This is a genomic window from Achromobacter sp. F4_2707, from assembly GCF_047501535.1.
GTDB lineage: Bacteria > Pseudomonadota > Gammaproteobacteria > Burkholderiales > Burkholderiaceae_B > Yanghanlia.
The window spans coordinates 230,660-249,207 of sequence record NZ_JAZDRJ010000002.1; the positions used below are offsets into that span (position 1 = coordinate 230,660).

Below are 18,548 nucleotides of genomic sequence, written 5' to 3' on the forward strand. Positions count from 1 at the left end.
GATCACAGCAGGAACAAGACCGCTGCGATCAGCGTGGGCGGCGCGGCGGCGGCAAGAAGCTTGAGTGGCGAAATTGCGCCATCCGGGAAGGTATTCTTCAAAATGGCAAAGCCTGCCGGGTTGGGCGCGTTGGCGATGACGGTCAAGCCGCCGCCCGTAACCGCGCCCGCCACCAACATATAGCGCCACGTTTCGCTCGTACCTTCCACCAACGACCCCAGGTAGGTGAGCGCAGCATTATCGGTGATGGCCGTCAGCATGGCAGAACCCCAGAAGAGGACGGTCGGCGACAGGCCACCAAGGAGATCTTGCAGCCACCACTTTTGCAGGCCACCCAGTACCACCAAGCCTGCCAAGAAGAAGCCCACCATCAACCCTTCGCGGATCATCAACGGGTTCTGGTGGTGCCTGTAAGCGTAGGCATAGCCCACGAACAGCAGCAACAAGCCCATGAAAATCGGCATGTGATGGGCGGAAAGCACGATAGCCACCAAAAAGGCGATATGTATCGCAATGACGATAGGGGGAACGGGGGCACGGTCTTTTTCGGCCGATGCAACGCCAATGGTTCCGTCCAGCAGGTAGTTACGACAAAGGATAGTCGCCGCGCCCGCACTGATGAGAACGGCAAGAGCTGCGCGCCAGCCAAAATGCGTGGCCATATAAGCGCTATCCCAGCCAAAAGTGTTGGCCACCATCAGCACCGGGGGTGCTGCGTAAGCCGTCAGCACACCACCAATGGAAATGTTGACAAACAACACACCCAACGTCAGGTATTTAAAGCCTTCTTGCCCATGGCGGCGGAAATAAGCATCACGCAGCAACAAGGCGGCGAGTGTCATTGCAGCGGGCTCCGTGATAAACGAACCGGCCAGCGGCACGAAGGCAAGAATCACGAAGTACATGGACAGTTCGCGGCGCATCGGCAGCAAGCCCGCCAGCAACTTCACCAGCATATTCACCACTGCAATAATGGGGCGGCTGGCTGCCACCACCATAATGGCAAACACAAAGGCGGGCTCGGTGAAATTGGCCGACTCCACATAGGCCACGGCGTCGCCCACCCCGACAAACACCACCATGAAGGCGACCAGCACAGCAGCCCACACCCCGAACACGGCCTCGACTTCCGACAGCAAGTGCCAGAGCCCGGCGTGCGGCCCGCCTTTGTTGGCCATGCGCGCGAAAACGGGTACGGAAAAAGTGTGAATGACAGCCAGCGCAAAAAGCGCCGTCGCCAAATATTCGATAAAGCTGGTAGCCATCAGAGGAGATTCCTATGAATTGCAAATGTGGCAGGATTTTCGCATGCTCAGCCGCAATTGCCCAATTTTCGGTCTTGCAGGATCATTTCGGCGGCCTTTTCCGCAATCATGAGTGTCGGTGAATTGGTGTTGCCAGAGGTAATGGTGGGCATGATGGAGGCATCGGCCACGCGCAAGGCTTGCAGCCCGTGTACACGAAGCCGGGCGTCTACAACGGCTGTAGTGTCGTTGCCCATTTTGCACGTGCCGACGGGGTGAAAAATCGTGGTGCCAATATCGCCCGCTGCGGATTCCAGATCGGCCTGTTCCTGCACCGGTTCACCAGGCCGGTACTCTTCCGGCTTGTAACGCGCCATGGCCGATTGCCCCATAATGCGGCGAGTCAAGCGTATGCTGTCTGCGGCAACTTTGCGATCTTCCAAGGTGCTGAGATAGTTGCAGAGAATTTCCGGCGCTTCACCCGCATGTGGGCTGCGGATACGCACGTGGCCGCGGCTACTGGGCCTGAGATTGCACACTGATGCAGTCATAGCAGGGAAACTGTGGAGTTCTTCACCAAAGCGCTCCAGCGATAGCGGCTGCACGTGATATTCCAGGTTGGCGCGGTTGTATTCCGGCCCAGAACGCGCAAAGGCCCCAAGCTGTGACGGCGCCATGCTGAGAGGGCCGCGCTTGCGAAGCAGGTAATCCAGGCCCATTAACGCCTTACCCCAGACCGACCCCACCATGGTGTTGAGGGTGCGCGCATGGCTGAGCTTGTAAACCAGCCGCAATTGCAGGTGGTCTTGCAGGTTAGCCCCCACACCGGGGAGGTCGTGCACCATGCTGATTTCCAGACTCGACAAATAGCGCCCTGGGCCCACACCCGATAGCTGTAATAACTGAGGCGACCCTATAGCGCCTGCGGCCAGCACCACTTCTGAATGGGCTCGGGCGTAGCAGCGACTGCCTTCGTGGAGGTATTGCACACCGACTGCCCGACGCGCTTGAAAGCGGATGCGCTGCGCATGAGCGCCGGTGATCACATGCAGGTTAGGCCGCTGAGAGACCGGGTGCAGGAAGGCTTTGGCTGCCGTCCAGCGTACGCCACGACGCTGATTCACTTCAAAATAAGCACAGCCTTCGTTGTCGCCCTGGTTGAAATCGGTGATGGAGGGAATGCCGGCTTGTGAAGCCGCCTGGCGGAAAGCATCGAGAATCTCCCACGACAGGCGCTGCTGCTCGACCCGCCACTCGCCGCCCACGCCGTGGAATTCGCTGCCGCCCGCGTAGTGGTCTTCCATGCGCTTGAACAGGGGCAACACGTCTTCCCACGCCCAGCCGGAATTGCCGGCTTCGGCCCAAGCGTCGTAATCGGCCGCCTGGCCGCGCATGTAGATCATGCCGTTGATGGCGGAACAGCCGCCCAGCACGCGCCCCCTTGGATACCCCAGGCTACGGCCATTCAAGCCCGGGTCCGGCTCAGTGGAATAGCACCAGTCTGTCCGAGGATTGCCAATGCAATACAGGTAGCCCACGGGGATATGGATCCAGCGCCAATCATCACGCCCCCCGGCTTCCAGCAACAGTACGCGCACATCCGGATCGGCAGACAAACGATTGGCAAGCAAGCAGCCCGCGGAACCCGCGCCCACGATGATGTAATCGTACTCAGCTCCGCCCGCCACGGGCATATTTGAGCGTTTCATTCCGACCCTCCTTGCCAGTGTGCCGAGTAGACGATGACGCGCTTATTTTTCAGCCGGCACACCCGTCGCCCCGTTTTAATTCGCACCAGCCATCGTGCTCGGGGCCGCTTATGTTTCTTCTTTTATGGCTTGGTGTTTTTTTCGTTACCTTACAACGGCAGAACCGTGCCCGCCAGTGCGGCAATCACCATCATGGCGCCCACCGCCATATTGGATCGAAACAGCATAAAGCTGCGGTCGGGACGATGGACGCTGAAAACTGACAGTTGCCAGACAAAATGAATGGCAATAGCGCCCATGACCACAAAATACGGCCAATCCATACCCATGCCAACGCCCGCATACACCCACAGCGCCATCGTGGCGAGGTAAAAGCCCCCGATCCACAATTTGCCTTGGTCGCCAAAACGCATGGAAGCAGAGCGCAGGCCCAGCCTGAGATCGTCGCGCATATCGACATAGCCGTACATGGCGTCATAACCCACTTGCCAGCATACGGCGCCCAGCCACATCGCCACCGCTGCCAGCGGCACAACTTCGCGGGTGTCCGACCACGCCATCAGCATGCCCCAATTGAAAGCAATGCCTAACACCACCTGCGGCCAGTAGGTAAAGCGCTTGCACAGCGGGTAAATAATGACGATAGGCACAACCACCAGCGCCAGCCAGCGGCTGTATTCATTGATGGCAAACAGCAGCAGCGCACACAGGCACAGCTGCGCGAACACGAACCACAGCGCGTTACGCAGGCTGAGCTGGCCACTGGTTAGCGGCCTGAAGCGGGTGCGTTCAACTTTGCTGTCGAAGTCACGGTCGAAAATGTCATTGAAGCAGCACCCCACCCCGCGCATCAAAAACGCCCCCAGGCAGAAAATGAACAGACGCCATAACGTAGGCAGGCCGTCGGCGGCCTGCACCAACGCCGCCACTGTGGGCAGCAAAGTCAGCCAGGTACCCACCGGCCGGTCGAGCCGGCACAGGCGGGCATACGGCCCCCAGGCACGCGGCAGCCAGCGCTCGACCCAGTCGTCGGGACGCATGTCCGCCAGGTCAGGGATGGGGGGCTGGCCGTTCGAAGAACGGCCGTTCTCGTGAGATGACGCCTGATTCATGTGTTACTGGATGTCTTGCTGTTTACGCACGGTAGGTGATCAGCCTTCGCGAAGAAGCTCACCGAGAATGGCGATGCCTTCACGGATACGCTCTTCGGACACCGTCACAAAGCTGAGCCGCAGCGTGTTGGCGCGCGCATGGCTGGCATAGAAGGGCTCACCCGGTACAAACGCGACGTTGCGGTCAATGGCTCGCTGCAATAGGCGGCTGCCATCCATATGTTCGGGCAATGTCACCCAGATAAACATGCCGCCCTCGGGCCGCGTCCACGTCACCGACTTGGGGAAGTGTTCTTCCATGGCGTCGAGCATGTATCCACACTGGCGCTTATAGAGTTCGCGCACCTTGGGCATGTGTTCGTCCAGGAAACCGCTTTTGATGGTTTCATAAACCGCCATTTGCGAAACGGTAGCGGTGTGCAGGTCGGTGGCCTGCTTGATCTGCACCAGTTTGGCAATAATGGGGCGCGGCGCCACGATATAGCCCAACCGCAGGCCCGGCGCCAACACTTTAGAGAAGGTTCCCAGGCGAATCACCGTCGCGCCAACCTTGCGGCCCAGCGTCAACAAACCAGGTAAAGATTCGCCCGCATAGCGCAGCTCGCCATAGGGGTCATCTTCTACGATGGGCAGTTGCAAGGCCGCGCACCGTTCCACCAAAGCTTGGCGGCGCTCAAGGTTGAGCGACACCCCGGTCGGGTTCTGGAAGTTGGGCAGCGCATACAAGAAGCGTGCGCCCGCGGCCAACGTATCGGTGATTTCTTCAGGGATGAGGCCGCCATTATCCGTGGGCACTGACGCATATTCCGGCTCAAACAGCGAGAACGACTGCAAGGCGCCCAAATAGCTGGGCGCCTCTACCAAGACCTTGCTGCCTGGGTCGATGAACAACTTGCCCAGCATGTCGAGCGCCTGCTGCGACCCGGACACAATCAGCACCTCATCCAGGGCGACATCCGCCCCGCGACGCTTGAAGTCGTCGGCCACCCATTGGCGCAGCGGAGTAAAGCCTTCTGTCGGGCCGTACTGCAGGGCACTCTTGCCATTTTCCCGCAGCACGCGGTCAAACGCAGCATTGATTTCCTCGACGGGGAAACCGCCTGGCGCAGGCAGACCGCCTGCGAAGGAAATCACTTCAGGCCGTTCGGTGACCTTCAAAATCTCTCGAATCGTGGAGCTGGTGAGCTTTTGCGCCCGTTGTGAAAAAGTATAAGGAAGGGAATAGGAATCCATGGTCGAGAGATATCCAGAAAAAGAACAGAGAATGACTTGGGGAGACCCCTGAACCAAAACGCGGCCATGCCGCTCAACTGATTCAGAAGCCTCCTAGGTTACAGCAAAGCCCGCCGAGATTCAGCGAGCGCCTTATCCGATCACGTCGGCCAGCGCATCCGTGAAGTGACCGACATTATGCGTATTCAAGCCCGGCACGGCAATGCGGCCGGAATCTATGATGTAGACACCATGACGTTCACGCAAGGCCTGCAATTGTTCGCGCGACAAACCGCTATAGGTAAACATGCCGCGCTGGAGAATAAAGTAGTCGGCATCGTAGCCGGGCAACTTCGCCGCTAACTGCTCGTGCACCAGGGTGCGCATTTGCGCCATACGCACACGCATGGCCGACACTTCTTCCAGCCACTGGCTGTGCAGCGCCGCATCGTTCAGCACACCGGCCACCACATGCCCCCCATGCCACGGAGCGCTGGAATAAATGCGCCGCACCACAGCCTTAAGTTGGCCCAACACGAGTTCAGCTTCGGCTTGCGAGCCACACACCACCGACAGGCCGCCGCAACGTTCGCCGTACACCGACAGGTTTTTGGAGAAAGAATTGGCCACCAGCACCGTCAGGCCCGCCTGCGCCATGGCGCGCACTGCATAGGCGTCTTCTTCCATGCCATCGGCCATGCCCTGATAGGCGATATCCAAAAAGGGAATCAGGCCGCGCTCTTGTATCACGGCAATGACTTCACCCCATTGTTCCTGCGATAAATCCACCCCCGTCGGGTTGTGGCAGCAGGGGTGCAACAAGACGATGGTGCGCGAGGGCAAACCGCGCAGGCAGTTCATCATGGCATCGAAGGCCAGCCCTTTGGTGGCCGGGTCGTAATAGGGGTAACTGCGCGTCTGAAACCCCGCACCGCCAAAAATGGCATGGTGGTTGTCCCAGGCCGGGTCGCTGATCCATACCTCGCTGTCCGGGTAAGCCGCTTTGAGGAAATCCGCCCCCACCTTCAGGGCACCCGTGCCCCCCAGGGTTTGAATTGTCGCCACCTTGCCCTGGGCCACCACCTGGCTATCCGCCCCGAACACCACCTTCTGCACCGCGCTACGATACGCCGCCAGCCCTTCCATCGGCAGGTAAACCCGAGGCGACGGGTCATCCACCAGACGGCGCTCAACGGCAGAGACGGACGACAGCACAGGAATGCGACCTGCGTCGTCGTAGTACAGCCCGATTGTGAGATTGATTTTCTGCGGATGCGTATTCTGATGGAACGCATCATTCAAGCCGAAAATGGGGTCGCCCGCGTACTGGGGAAGGTGCTCGAACATAATGAAAGGCCCGTAAGAAAACGCGCCCTGATTACCGGACGCCGATAGTGCCACATTATAAGGATGTGGCCGCCAACCACCCAGGCAGCCCGCATGGCCGGCGATATCCTTTCCCGGCAGCTCTCAATCGTTATATACAAGAAAACATAACCGAGTAAAACACTCCTCGGACATTGACGAGCAAAACATGTAAGGAATAATGATGTCCTTGAACGCCTCATGGTTTTTCTGGCGCAATTACGGGCCTCCGAACACGCTCAGATGGAAACACTGCGCACCAACCTATTCGAGGGCTCCATAAAGAAGCAAGAAACACTGGGCGTCAGTAGACCGACGTACGCCGCGCACTGCTTCGCTGGCCTGTTTGGTAGTATCCCACTATCCTTGTTTGGAAAATCTCGTTCAAAATCAGAACCTTACACCAAACAACCAAAATAGAAGGAAAAACATGGCAGACCCTCTTGGCGCTTCGACGCTGCCCACGGGCACGACGTCCACACACAACACCACGAAAACATCCACCAAGAAAGAAGCCGTTGATGCGCCTTTGTCAAAGGCGGCTGAATGGCGCCGCTGCCTGTTGCTGGCATTCGTAGGTCTGCCCATTTTTGCGCTGCTTTGCGTATGCGCCTACGGCTTCATCATCTGGTTTATGCAGATCCTTTTCTGGGGCCCTCCCACTTGATCGACGCCGCATTTCGGCCCCTGTTTAACTACGGCATTTCAAACCTGAATGGTGGAGCATCATGAAAGCCATTAAAAGACTTTTTGCGTGGCTGTACCGGCTTTTCACGCAACCCGCCGCACGCATCGGCATGGGCGTGCTGGTAACCGTCAGCTTCATTGCAGGCGCGTTCTTCTGGCACTACTTCAATGTGGGCATGGAAGCCACGAACGAAGAAGAGTTCTGTATTTCCTGTCACACCATGGGCGACAACCTGCTGCCCGAGCTGCAGAAAACGGTTCACTGGCAGAACCGCACCGGTGTGCGTGCTCGCTGCCCGGACTGTCACGTTCCCCACGACTTCACCGACAAAGTGGCCCGCAAAATGCAAGCCTCACGCGAAGTGTGGGCGCAAATTGTCGGCACTATCGACACGCGTGAAAAATTCAATGAGCACCGCATCGTGCTGGCGCAACGCGAATGGGAACGCTTCAAGGCGAACAACTCCAAAGAATGCCGCAACTGCCATGACTACAACAGCATGGACTTCAACAAGATGCGCGTGACCTCACAAATGGTGATGCGCCGCGCTGCGGAACTGAACACAAGCTGTGTGGACTGCCACAAAGGTATCGCCCACCAGTTGCCTGAAATGAAAGGCCTGCGCAACCCGGCCTTTGATACCCTGATTACGGAAGCCCGCACCCAGAGTGTGAGCCCTGGCAACACGTACTACAGCGTGGCACCCATGCCCATTTATGCAGATGCAGGGCTGGGTACAGAAATCGGCAGTCTTGAAGTGGCTACGCCCGTTAAAGTGCTGCAAGTCGAAGGTGACTCCCAACTGATTGAGCTCGACCTGTGGCGCAAAAACAAGGGTTTTGGTCGTGTTTGGTACGATACTTTCGGCCTGAACATCACCAGCGCCATCATCGAGAAAGACTACGCTCGTTCTGACAATATTGATGTCCTCGAAACCCGCGAAGACGACATGACCGGCCTTGAATGGCAGAAGGTTTCCGCTCAGGTCTGGATCCGCCAAGGTGCTCTGCTTGAAAGCACCGAGGAAATCTGGAATATCGCGCGCACCAGCTATCAGAACAGCTGCAGTACCTGCCACCGCCAGCCGGTGGAAAGTGGTCACGATGCCAACCAATGGACAGGTCTGTTCGCCGGCATGGTGGGCTTTACCAACATGGACGACGACACTGCCGATCTGGTACTGAAGTACCTGCAAATGCACTCGTCTGATTTCGTCAGTAACCCGCTGGGTGGCGGCTCGCCCGAAAACACCCCGCAAACCGCCAGGCCGTAAAGGAGAGCCAGCATGACAACGACTCGCCGAACTTTTTTGAAGGGCATGGCGGCCCTTTCCGCAGGCGCGGTAGCCCCCTCTTTGCTGGGTATCCGCGTAGTTGAAGCAGCCAGCGTGGCACACGCCGCCCCTGCCCCCTCCTCCGACGACATCACCACTTGGCGCATGTCGGGCGCTCACTGGGGCGCCTTCCGCGCCAAGGTGGAAGCCGACCGCGTGGTGGAGATCCGCCCGTTTGAGCTCGACAAACACCCGACCGACATTCTCGACGGCACGCTGGGCGTCATCTACAGCCCCTCCCGTGTCCGTTACCCGATGATCCGGGTTGACTGGTACAAAAACCGCAAGAACAGCAACCGCGCCGAACGCGGCGATAACCGCTTTGTGCGCGTCAGCTGGGACGAAGCCCTCGATATCCTCTACGAAGAGCTGGAACGCATTCAAACCGAATACGGCCCTTGGGCGCTGCATACGGCCAACGTAGGCTGGCGCTCCGTGGGCCAAGTCCACAGCTGCGGCAACCACATGTTGCGTGCGATTGGCATGCACGGCCGCAGCGTCGGCACTGCGGGCGACTACTCCACCGGCGCCGGCCAGATGATTCTGCCCTATGTTCTGGGTTCCACCGAGGTCTATTCCCAAGGCACCTCCTGGGACATCATTCTGGAAGAAAGCAAAGTCATCATCTTCTGGGCCAACGACCCCATCAAGAACCTGCAGGTCGGCTGGAACACCGAAACGCACGAAGCCTACGCCTACTTTGAGAAGCTCAAGGAAAAGGTCGCCAATAAGGAAATCCGTGTCATCTGCCTGGACCCAGTCAAGAGCAAGACACAGAACTACCTGGAGTGCGAGCACCAGTTCATCAACCCCATGACCGATGTCGCGTTGATGCTGGCCATCGCCCACACCTTGTGGAAGGAAGACCTGGTCGATCACGAGTTCATCGAAACCTACACCCTGGGCTATGAACAGTTCTTGCCCTATGTGAAGGGCGAAACCGAAGACTTCATCGAGAAAACGCCTGAGTGGGCCGCTGAAATCTGCGGCGTGCCGGCCGACCGCATCCGCGAACTTGCCCGTCTGATGGCGGCCAACCGCACCCAACTGTGCTTTGGCTGGGCAATTCAGCGCCAGCAGCACGGCGAGCAGCCCTACTGGATGGGCGCCATCATCGCCGCCATGCTGGGCCAGATCGGCCTGCCCGGCGGGGGCATCAGCTATTCCCACCACTACAGCTCGGTGGGCGTATCGTCGTCTGGGGCTTCCATGCCCGGCGCTTTCCCCCTCAACCTGGATACCGGCCGCGAACCCAAGCATGTCAACGACGACTACCAGGGTTACAGCTCGGTTATACCGGTGGCGCGCGCTATCGATGCCTTGTTGGAGCCCGGCAAGGAAATCAACTTCAACGGCCACAAGGTCAAGTTGCCGCCCTACAAAATGGGTATTTTCTCCGGCTGCAACCAGTGGCACCGCCACCAGGATCGCAACCGCATGAAGCGTGCCTACCTGAACGTGGAAACCGTGGTGGCCGTCGACTACAACTGGACAGCCACCTGCCGTTTCGCCGACATCGTGCTGCCCGCCTGCACGCCCTACGAACGCAACGACCTGGACGCCTATGGCTCCTACAGCAACCGCGGCGTCATCGCCATGCACAAGCTGGTCGATCCGCTCTATCACTCGCGTTCCGACTTCGACATCTGGCATGCCTTCAGCCGCCGTCTGGGCCGCGACCAGGAATATTCCCGCGCTAAAACGGAAATGCAGTGGGTTGAGTTCCTTTACGAGGAATGCCGCGCTGACAACCTGAAGAAAGATTTCTTCATGCCGCCGTTCGAAGAGTTCTGGGAAAAAGGCTATGTGATCTTCCCCGAAGGCAAGCCGTGGGTGCGTCACGCCGATTTCCGCGAAGACCCTGAAGTCAACGCGTTGGGCACGCCCTCGGGCTTTATTGAGATCTACAGCCGTCGTATTGCCCGCTACGGGTACGATGACTGCAAGGGCCACCCGATCTGGATGGAAAAAATCGAACGCTCCCATGGCGGGCCCGGTTCGGACAAGTTCCCGCTGTGGTTGCAGTCGGTTCACCCCGATACGCGTCTGCACTCGCAAACATGCGAATCGGAAGAGCGCCGCGCCGTGTATACGGTGCAGGGCCGGGAGCCCATTTACATGAGCCCCGAGGACGCACAAGCGCGTGGTATTGAAGACGGCGACCTGGTGCGCGTTTTCAACGATCGCGGCCAGTTGCTGGCCGGCGCTGTGGTCTCCGACAACTTCCCGCCGGGCATTGTGCGCATTCAAGAAGGTGCGTGGTATGGCCCCACCGGCCCCGAAGTGGGCGCCCTGGATACTTACGGCGACCCCAACACCCTGACGCTGGACGTCGGCACATCCGACCTGGCACAAGGCCCAAGCGCCAACACCTGCCTGGTCGAAATGGAGAAGTTCGTCGGCACGCCTCCGCCTGTCACGAGCTTTGGCGGGCCCATTGAGGTCACGCCTTCCGGCCAAGTTGTGCCGCGGGAAAGCTGATGCCTTCATCTTCCCGTAGCACTCACGAGGAAGTCACCCCCGACTGGGCTGCCATCAGCCGCAGTCGGGCCGACCTCTACGCGTGGTTTTCCAGCCTGTTTGCGATCGAACTGTCTGACGATGCCGTGGCAGCGTATCGCCAGGGCCAAGCTGAACCCTTGCTGGCGGCCTTTGCCGCCATGGGCCTCGAAGCCGAGGCGCAGCGCCTGTCCCAGGCTCTGCAAGGCTGGGCCGCCTTACCGCACCTGCGCGTCGAACTGGCAGCCGATTTCGCCCGACTGTTTTTGTACGACGCACGCACAGCCGCCGCGCCCTATGCATCGGCCTACCTCGACAGCCAGTTCTTTGGCGAGCCGCACCGGCAAATGCAGGCCTTCCTGCGTTCGGGGGGCCTGCAAGTCCATGCTGACTTCAAAGAGCCCGCCGATCACTTGGCCGTCTTCCTGGCGTTCATGGAAGACAATATCCGCAAGGCCGAGCACGCGGCGCCCGAGGAGCGCCCCCAGGCGGCTCATATACAGGCAGACTTCCTCAAAGAAGCGCTGCTTTCCTGGTTGCCGCAATTTGAAGCGCGCTGCCAGTCGCTGAAGGGGGAAACCGTCAGCGATTTCTACCCGGCCGCCGCCGCCTTGCTGCTGGCCTTCATTCAAGCAGATGCCGAGACCCTCACCACGGACAGCCTTGAATGACGGCAGAGGTTTACCTGAGTACGACCGACCTCGCCCTGGCGCGTGGAGACACCTCCATCTGCCAGGGCCTGTCCATGCAACTCAGGGCGGGCGAATGCATTCACTTGCATGGGCCCAATGGCAGTGGCAAAACCTCCTTATTGCAGGCGCTGTGCGGGCTGTTACGGCCTGAAGCTGGCAGCGTACAGTGGCACGTCGGCTCACCCCACGCCAGTCTGCACTATTGCGCCCATCAGAACGCCCTGAAAAGCGCATGGACCATTGCTGAGAACCTGGGCTGGCATCTTCGCCTGCATGGCTACCCGGTCCGGGAAGACGATTGGGAAGAAGCGCTAGCGGCAATGCGTCTATCGCACCTTAGCGATACGCCTGCGGCCCAGCTGTCACAAGGTGAAAAGCGCCGGGCGGCCCTCATGCGGCTTGCGGTAATGCCGCGCCCGGTCTGGCTGCTGGATGAACCTTTTAACGCGCTGGATAGCGCCGCCCAGGAATGTCTGGCGCAGTGGGTTAACCATCATGTGCGACAGGGCGGCGCCGTACTTTTTTCCAGTCATTCCGGCCATCCATCGTCTCTACAGCTGTCGCGACGGGTGTCCATGGAAGTGGAAGGGCATGTGTGAAAACCGGGTTGAGCATTTTCCATAGCCTGCTGTGCCGCGACCTTTCGCTGGCCTGGCGACACCGCCTGAACAGCGCCATGGGGCTGGTTTTTTTCGTAGTGGTCGCCACGCTATTTCCGCTGGCAGTCGAGCCACGCCCTGAGCTATTACGCCAAGCGGGTGTCGCGGTACTGATGATGGCAGGTTTGCTGGCCAATCTGCTCACTCTGCGCGCTTTGTTCGAAGACGACTGGCGCGATGGCAGCCTTGCTCAGCTCATGCTGCTACCGGTTCCTGCTGTTGTCATGGTGTGGGCCAAGATGCTGGCGCATTGGGTGACCATCGGCATTCCGCTGACACTGGTCGCGCCCTTGCTGGCCATGCAATTCCAATTAGAAGGCGCGCAGATTCTTTACGTCACATTGGCGTTGGCCGTTACGATGCCGGTGCTCACCGCCATTGGTGCAGTCGCCGCGGCCCTGACATTGGGCCTGCCACAAGCCGGGCTTTTGTTGGCCCTGCTGCACTTACCCTTGTGCGTTCCGGTGCTAGTATTCGCTAGTCAGGCAGCCACGAATCAAACGGGTTCTGCTGAATGGTGGTTGTTAGCCGCCTTGCTGTTGGGCAGCTGGTTCTTCGCGCCGCCCGCAGCCGCGGCAGCCCTGCGCCTGGCAACGGAATAAACATCATGCATTATCCTAAGAATTCCCCCAAGCAAAGCTGGCTGCGCTGGTCCAGCCCTCGCAATTTCGATGCTTTAGGTGCGAAACTGGAACGGCCTTTACTGCTGCTGGCCGCTGTGCTGGCCGCGCTCGGCCTGTATTGGGGCTTTTACCTCGCCCCCGTCGACGCGGTACAAGGCGAAAGCTATCGCATCATGTTTTTGCATGTGCCGGCCAGTTGGGTCGCCATGATTACCTACTTGGCCATGGCGTTCTGGTCCGGCGTTTATCTGGTATTCAGAACCCGCCTGTCGGCCATGATGGCGCAGGCGCTCGCGCCCACGGGAGCGCTCATGACGGTGCTATCGCTGGCGACGGGAGCCCTGTGGGGCAAACCCACCTGGGGCACTTACTGGGTGTGGGATGCCCGACTGACCAGCATGCTGTTATTGCTTTTCCTGTATCTGGGCTTTATTGCGCTGACTCGCGGCATTACACCCGCCAGCCGCGCCGATGGCGCAGGCTCTATTCTCGCTCTGGTCGGCGTTGTGAATGTTCCCATCATCTATTTTTCTGTGGTGTGGTGGAACACTTTGCATCAGGGCGCGTCTATATCATTTGATTCAGGCGTCAGCATGCACCCCACCATGCTCACCGCCCTGCTCCTGATGAGCGCCGCCGCCTGGTTTTACGCAATTGGCACGGTGGTGCGCCGCCTGCGGGTGCTTATCCTGGAGCGGGAAGCCCAATCTGATTGGGTGGGTGAGCGGTATGGCAGCGCATCGGCCCTGCCTCAGTCAGCACCCACGGAGCAACGGACATGAGCGGCTACAGCCTGCAACAGTTATGGTCGCTGAATGGCCATGGCCTCTACGTTTGGGGCTCTCTGGCCTTATGTGCGCTGGCCGTGCTTATTGAATGGCAGGCGCTTCGACAAGCACGTAAAAACGCTTTGCGACGCATCAGCCGCCTGCAACGCAACAAAGGAAAGACCCAAGCATGACACCCAGACAAACCCGCTTCGCATGGTTGGCCGCCGGCCTGCTCGTACTGGGGCTGATAAGCTTCTTTATCGTGCAGGCGTTGCGCGAAAACATGGTGTTCTTCTACACCCCCACCGAGGTCCGTTCGGGGGAAGTCGGCACCGGCCAGTACGTACGTATTGGGGGTCTGGTCGAACCAGGCAGCCTGCAGCGCCAGGCGGATGGCGTTACCGTGCACTTCGCCATTACTGATAACGGTGTCGCTCTGCCCGTCAGCTATCGCGGCATCCTGCCCGACCTCTTTCAGGAAGGTAAAGGCGCGGTCGCCCAAGGCCATTGGGATGGCGAACGCTTTACAGCCAACCAGGTGCTGGCTAAGCACGATGAGAACTATATGCCCCCGGAAGCCCAAGAAGCGCTCGACCGGCATGACGCAAAAACTACGACACTGATGATGGAGCCCTGAAAATGTGGGTGGAACTGGGGCATTTCTGTGTCATTTTGGCCAGTGTGCTAACGATTTTCTGCGGGGTGACCGGGCTGGTCGGCGGCATACGGCAAGTCCACAGCCTGCTGGCGCCCGTACGCATGGCGACTATGTTGGTGGCTATCCTGCTGACCGCCAGCTTCATCGCCCTGGCTTATGCCTTCGTGACAGACGATTTTTCTGTCCGTTATGTGGCATCGCATTCCAACTCCTTGCTACCGGTGTTTTACAAAGTGGCCGCTGTTTGGGGCGGCCATGAAGGCTCGCTGCTGCTGTGGGTGATGATGCTGGCCTTCTGGGCCGCCGCCGTATCGCTGCTGTCGCACGAGCTTCCCGAACGGCTGCAAATGCTGGTACTGGCCGTGCTGGCCCTGCTAGGCTCGGGCTTTCTGCTCTTCATTCTGCTGACGTCCAACCCCTTTGAGCGCCTGAACCCGGTACCCGTTGATGGTGCCGACCTCAACCCGTTGCTGCAGGATATCGGCCTGGTGGCCCACCCGCCCTTTCTTTATCTGGGTTATGTGGGGTTTTCCGTCGCCTTCGCCTTCGCCATCGCCGCTCTCATCACCGGCCAATTGGATGCGGCCTGGGCTAAGTTCAGCCGCCCCTGGACGGTGGCCGCCTGGGTCTTTCTGACCATCGGTATTTTGCTGGGAAGTATGTGGGCCTACTACGAGCTGGGCTGGGGTGGCTGGTGGTTCTGGGACCCTGTAGAAAACGCATCTTTTATGCCTTGGATAGCGGGCACGGCACTCATTCATTCCCTGGCCGTTGCTGAGAAACGCGGTGTTTTCAAGCATTGGACAGTGCTGCTAGCCATTGCCGCCTTTTCGCTTTCACTGCTGGGCACGTTTTTGGTGCGTTCAGGCGTACTAACGTCCGTCCATGCTTTTGCGACCGACCCAGCGCGTGGCAGCTTTATCCTGGCGTTTCTCGCCATTGTGGTGGGGTCGGCGCTCGCGCTGTACGCCTGGCGGGCGCCCGCCCTTAGCAACAATGTGCGCTTTACCTGGCTGTCGCGCGAGGCGTCGCTCTTGCTGAACAACGTGTTTCTGGTGGCGGCTTGCGCAGCCGTGTTCATTGGCACGCTGTTCCCTCTGCTGATGGACGCCATTGGCGGCGGCAAATTCTCGGTGGGCCCACCCTATTACAACCGCGTGCTCACCCCCTTGTGGCTGGCCCTGTTGTTCTTTCTGAGCGTCGCGCCACACCTGCACTGGCGCCAGAATAAATGGGCGCGTATTGCGGGCCGCACCTATCTGTGCTGGGGCACCGCGCTGCTGCTGGGCGCACTGATGCCCTTGGCCTTTGGGCCGTGGCGCTGGGGGGTAGCGCTGGCGCTGGCCCTGGCATGGTCTGTGGTGATCGCTTCAGGCGAGGACATCGTTCAACGTCTGCGCAAGACGGGCAAAGGCATGTCGCTATGGCGTAGCTTGCGCCGCCAGCCGCGCGCCTTTCTGGGCATGCACTTGGCGCATATCGGGCTGGCCGTTTTTGCTATGGGTGCCACCGTGGTCACCGCCTACGAAACCGAATACGATGCCGTCATCATGCCCAAGGAAACCATCACCATGGGCGAGCACCAAGTGCATTTCCAGAACCTGCAAGGGTTTGTCGGCCCGAACTACGAAGCCCTCATTGGCCACTTTCGCATTGCCGATGAAGACGGCCGCGTTCTCGGTGTGCTCAAGCCTGAAAAACGGCAATATGTGTCCGGCGGCGAACCCATGACGGAAGCGGCCATTATGCGGCGGTTCCTCGGCGACCTTTATATTTCCTTAGGCGAAATGCAAGGCAGCGATAGAGCGACCAGCGGCTGGCTGATCCGCTTCTATCACAAGCCGCTTATGGGCTGGGTGTGGGCCGGCTGCCTGCTGATGGTGTTGGGCGGCTGGCTGGCCATGACCGACCCTCGCTACCGCCGCCGCAATACCAAGGAGGCTACCGTATGACCCGGCGCTTTCTTCCTCTGCTCATCTTTGCGGGTGTACTGATTTTGCTCGCGATTGGGCTGACGCTGAATCCCCGCGAGCTACCTTCAGCACTTATCGGCAAACCCGTGCCCGAATTCACCCTGCCGGCACTGGCTCACGACCAGCCCGCCGTGAATGCCAGTGACTTCAAAGGCCAGGTCTGGGTGATGAATGTCTGGGCGTCATGGTGCGTGGCCTGCCAGGACGAGCACGACCTGCTGCTAAGCTGGCGCCTGCCCGAAGGCGTCGCCTTGGTAGGCTTGAACTACAAAGACCACCCCAAGGCAGCGCGTGACTGGCTGCGTGACATGGGCGGCGACCCCTACACCGCCGTCGCAGTGGATACCGAGGGGAAGACGGGCATTGACCTGGGCATTTACGGGGTGCCGGAAACGTTTGTCATTGGCCGCGACGGCAAGATTCTGCTGCGCCACACCGGCGCGCTGTCCCAGCAAAGCATGCTGGCCAAGGTCATGCCGGCCGTGAACGAGGCGCTGAAACCATGATGCGCACCTTCACCCCCTGGCCGCGGCGCATAAGCGCACTCGTCGCTCAGCATTTGCCCAGAACAAGCGGGCTGTTTTATGCATTGGCGCTGTGTCTGGCCGTGCTCGCCGCCGGCCTGGCCGCTCCCACCTACGCCGCCGAAAACCGGCTGCCGCCTGCTGAAGAGTCGCGCCTGCGCGAACTGGCGCGAGACTTACGCTGCCTGGTCTGCCAGAACGAGTCGCTGGCTGAATCGCACGCTCCGCTGGCTGCCGACCTGCGCGATGAGATCCGCGAACAGATCAGTGCGGGCTACAGTGATAAGGAAGTCATCCAATACCTGGTTGACCGCTACGGCGACTTCGTCACTTACAAACCCCCTTTCAATTCCCGCACGCTGCTGCTTTGGTTTGGCCCGTTCGCCGTCCTGCTGCTTTTGCTGTGGGTATTGTGGTCTTTTCACAAGCGCGGGCGGCCTGGCGCTAGCCAAGCGACAGCCGAAGAAGACAGACGTGAAACTCATGAAGAATTCCGACGCCTGAAGCGTCAGTATGGAAGCGACGATGACTGAATTCATTATTCTTGCCACCCTCATCAGCGTAATCGTCGTGGCCTTGTTGGTGTGGTCTAGCATCAAGCAACAAGGCGTGCGCCGTAATAACGACGCTCGAGCGCAGTGCTACCAGGTGCACGAACAAACTCTGCTAGAGCTTGCCAACGACCACAAAGCCGGGCTCATTGACGAAGCCACGTATCGCGAGGCGCGCTACGAAGCCGAAAACCGGCTGGTGGCGGATATCCGCAATATTGATGAGCGCCCCGTGATGAACCCAGCCTACCGCTGGATTATTCCCGTGTCATTCGCCGTGCCTTTGGTTGCAGCCGGGCTGTATCTGCTGGTCGGCAACCTGGCTGGCAGCGACCCAGCGGCCAACTTCGTACGTACCGGCAACGTAGGGCAATTTGTGAACGCGGTCGAGCAGTTGGAAGAAAAAGTCCGGCAGAACCCGGAAGACCTGCGCAGTCAGTTGATGTTGGCCCGCAGCTACCGGGCCATGGGTCGTTATGAAGAATCCGTCATTGCGTTTGGCCGCGCGTGGCCGTTGATCAAAGATGACGCCACGGAAATTTCCATATTCGCCGGTGTGCTGGCCCTCTACCGGGGCAGTTTTGAAGGCAAGCCTGACGAACTGATTGAGCAAGCTCTGGCCCTGGACGCCAACGACCACGACGCCCTTACCCTGGCTGGTGGCTCCGCCTTCCAAAAAGGGCAGTATGCCGAAGCGATACGCCACTGGAAAAAGCTACAGGCGCTGGTGGGCAAGGGCAGTGAAGAACATCAGTGGGTGGCCGAGCAAATTGAGGAAGCCCAGTGGCGCCTGGACAACCCAGGAAAGGAACGCAGCCCCCAGCGCGACCCGCACCAAGGCATGAGCGCTGAGGTTGACCCACAACTGCCCATGGGGCAAGCGCCGGTGCTTTAACAAGCCCCACGGCAACTTCCCCACACCTGTCGCAGTCGCAA

The 18,548-nt window shown here is 59.4% G+C and carries 18 protein-coding genes; 13 read left to right on the forward strand and 5 right to left on the reverse strand.

Annotation, left to right across the window (positions count from 1 at the left end):
* Nucleotides 1-2 precede the first annotated feature (2 nt).
* The 5 genes from VRY85_RS03080 to VRY85_RS03100 all read right to left on the reverse strand — a co-directional run bounded on the left by VRY85_RS03080 (nt 3) and on the right by VRY85_RS03100 (nt 6,624).
* A complete protein-coding gene (locus VRY85_RS03080) occupies nt 3-1,265 on the reverse strand; it encodes a putative Na+/H+ antiporter (protein WP_414597134.1) in 1,263 nt (420 codons plus the stop codon).
* A gap of 47 nt (nt 1,266-1,312) precedes the next feature.
* A complete protein-coding gene (locus VRY85_RS03085) occupies nt 1,313-2,953 on the reverse strand; it encodes a GMC family oxidoreductase (protein WP_414597135.1) in 1,641 nt (546 codons plus the stop codon).
* 149 nt (nt 2,954-3,102) lie between these two features.
* Nucleotides 3,103-4,065 (reverse strand): 4-hydroxybenzoate octaprenyltransferase, encoded by a 963-nt coding sequence (ubiA, locus tag VRY85_RS03090; RefSeq protein WP_414597136.1) that lies wholly within the window; start codon nt 4,063-4,065, stop codon nt 3,103-3,105.
* Nucleotides 4,066-4,104: 39 nt separating this feature from the next.
* Complete coding sequence (locus VRY85_RS03095) at nt 4,105-5,298, reverse strand: PLP-dependent aminotransferase family protein (RefSeq protein ID WP_414597137.1); 1,194 nt, start codon at nt 5,296-5,298, stop codon at nt 4,105-4,107.
* Nucleotides 5,299-5,430: 132 nt separating this feature from the next.
* Nucleotides 5,431-6,624, reverse strand: coding sequence for an aromatic amino acid transaminase (locus VRY85_RS03100; protein WP_414597138.1), 1,194 nt, complete (start codon nt 6,622-6,624; stop codon nt 5,431-5,433).
* Between the two features lie 448 nt (nt 6,625-7,072).
* Between VRY85_RS03100 and VRY85_RS03105 the strand changes: the two genes are divergently transcribed.
* The 13 genes from VRY85_RS03105 to ccmI all read left to right on the forward strand — a co-directional run bounded on the left by VRY85_RS03105 (nt 7,073) and on the right by ccmI (nt 18,507).
* Entirely contained in the window at nt 7,073-7,309 is a 237-nt protein-coding gene (locus VRY85_RS03105) for a periplasmic nitrate reductase, NapE protein (protein ID WP_414597139.1), read from the forward strand.
* Nucleotides 7,310-7,370: 61 nt separating this feature from the next.
* Nucleotides 7,371-8,603: a pentaheme c-type cytochrome TorC gene (gene torC, locus VRY85_RS03110; protein WP_414597140.1), complete on the forward strand. Its 1,233-nt coding sequence runs from the start codon at nt 7,371-7,373 to the stop codon at nt 8,601-8,603.
* A gap of 12 nt (nt 8,604-8,615) precedes the next feature.
* The gene (gene torA, locus VRY85_RS03115) at nt 8,616-11,144 is read left to right on the forward strand and encodes a trimethylamine-N-oxide reductase TorA (protein ID WP_414597141.1); all 2,529 of its coding nucleotides are present in this window, start codon (nt 8,616-8,618) and stop codon (nt 11,142-11,144) included.
* The gene (torD, locus tag VRY85_RS03120; protein WP_414597142.1) at nt 11,144-11,833 is read left to right on the forward strand and encodes a molecular chaperone TorD; all 690 of its coding nucleotides are present in this window, start codon (nt 11,144-11,146) and stop codon (nt 11,831-11,833) included. The genes torA and torD overlap by 1 nt, the downstream gene beginning before the upstream one ends.
* On the forward strand, nt 11,830-12,453 hold the full coding sequence (gene ccmA / locus VRY85_RS03125; protein ID WP_414597143.1) for a heme ABC exporter ATP-binding protein CcmA: 624 nt from the start codon (nt 11,830-11,832) through the stop codon (nt 12,451-12,453). Before torD ends, ccmA begins: the two co-directional genes overlap by 4 nt.
* Nucleotides 12,450-13,115: a heme exporter protein CcmB gene (ccmB, locus tag VRY85_RS03130; protein ID WP_414597144.1), complete on the forward strand. Its 666-nt coding sequence runs from the start codon at nt 12,450-12,452 to the stop codon at nt 13,113-13,115. Before ccmA ends, ccmB begins: the two co-directional genes overlap by 4 nt.
* Before the next feature lie 5 nt (nt 13,116-13,120).
* Nucleotides 13,121-13,918 (forward strand): heme ABC transporter permease CcmC, encoded by a 798-nt coding sequence (gene ccmC / locus VRY85_RS03135; RefSeq protein ID WP_414597145.1) that lies wholly within the window; start codon nt 13,121-13,123, stop codon nt 13,916-13,918.
* Entirely contained in the window at nt 13,915-14,097 is a 183-nt protein-coding gene (gene ccmD / locus VRY85_RS03140; protein ID WP_414597146.1) for a heme exporter protein CcmD, read from the forward strand. Before ccmC ends, ccmD begins: the two co-directional genes overlap by 4 nt.
* Nucleotides 14,094-14,543, forward strand: coding sequence for a cytochrome c maturation protein CcmE (ccmE, locus tag VRY85_RS03145; RefSeq protein WP_414597147.1), 450 nt, complete (start codon nt 14,094-14,096; stop codon nt 14,541-14,543). The genes ccmD and ccmE overlap by 4 nt, the downstream gene beginning before the upstream one ends.
* Before the next feature lie 2 nt (nt 14,544-14,545).
* On the forward strand, nt 14,546-16,516 hold the full coding sequence (locus tag VRY85_RS03150; protein ID WP_414597148.1) for a heme lyase CcmF/NrfE family subunit: 1,971 nt from the start codon (nt 14,546-14,548) through the stop codon (nt 16,514-16,516).
* Entirely contained in the window at nt 16,513-17,043 is a 531-nt protein-coding gene (locus VRY85_RS03155) for a DsbE family thiol:disulfide interchange protein (protein ID WP_414597149.1), read from the forward strand. Before VRY85_RS03150 ends, VRY85_RS03155 begins: the two co-directional genes overlap by 4 nt.
* The gene (locus tag VRY85_RS03160; protein WP_414597150.1) at nt 17,040-17,594 is read left to right on the forward strand and encodes a cytochrome c-type biogenesis protein; all 555 of its coding nucleotides are present in this window, start codon (nt 17,040-17,042) and stop codon (nt 17,592-17,594) included. The genes VRY85_RS03155 and VRY85_RS03160 overlap by 4 nt, the downstream gene beginning before the upstream one ends.
* Nucleotides 17,587-18,507 (forward strand): c-type cytochrome biogenesis protein CcmI, encoded by a 921-nt coding sequence (ccmI, locus tag VRY85_RS03165; protein ID WP_414597151.1) that lies wholly within the window; start codon nt 17,587-17,589, stop codon nt 18,505-18,507. Before VRY85_RS03160 ends, ccmI begins: the two co-directional genes overlap by 8 nt.
* The last annotated feature ends 41 nt before the right edge of the window (nt 18,508-18,548 follow it).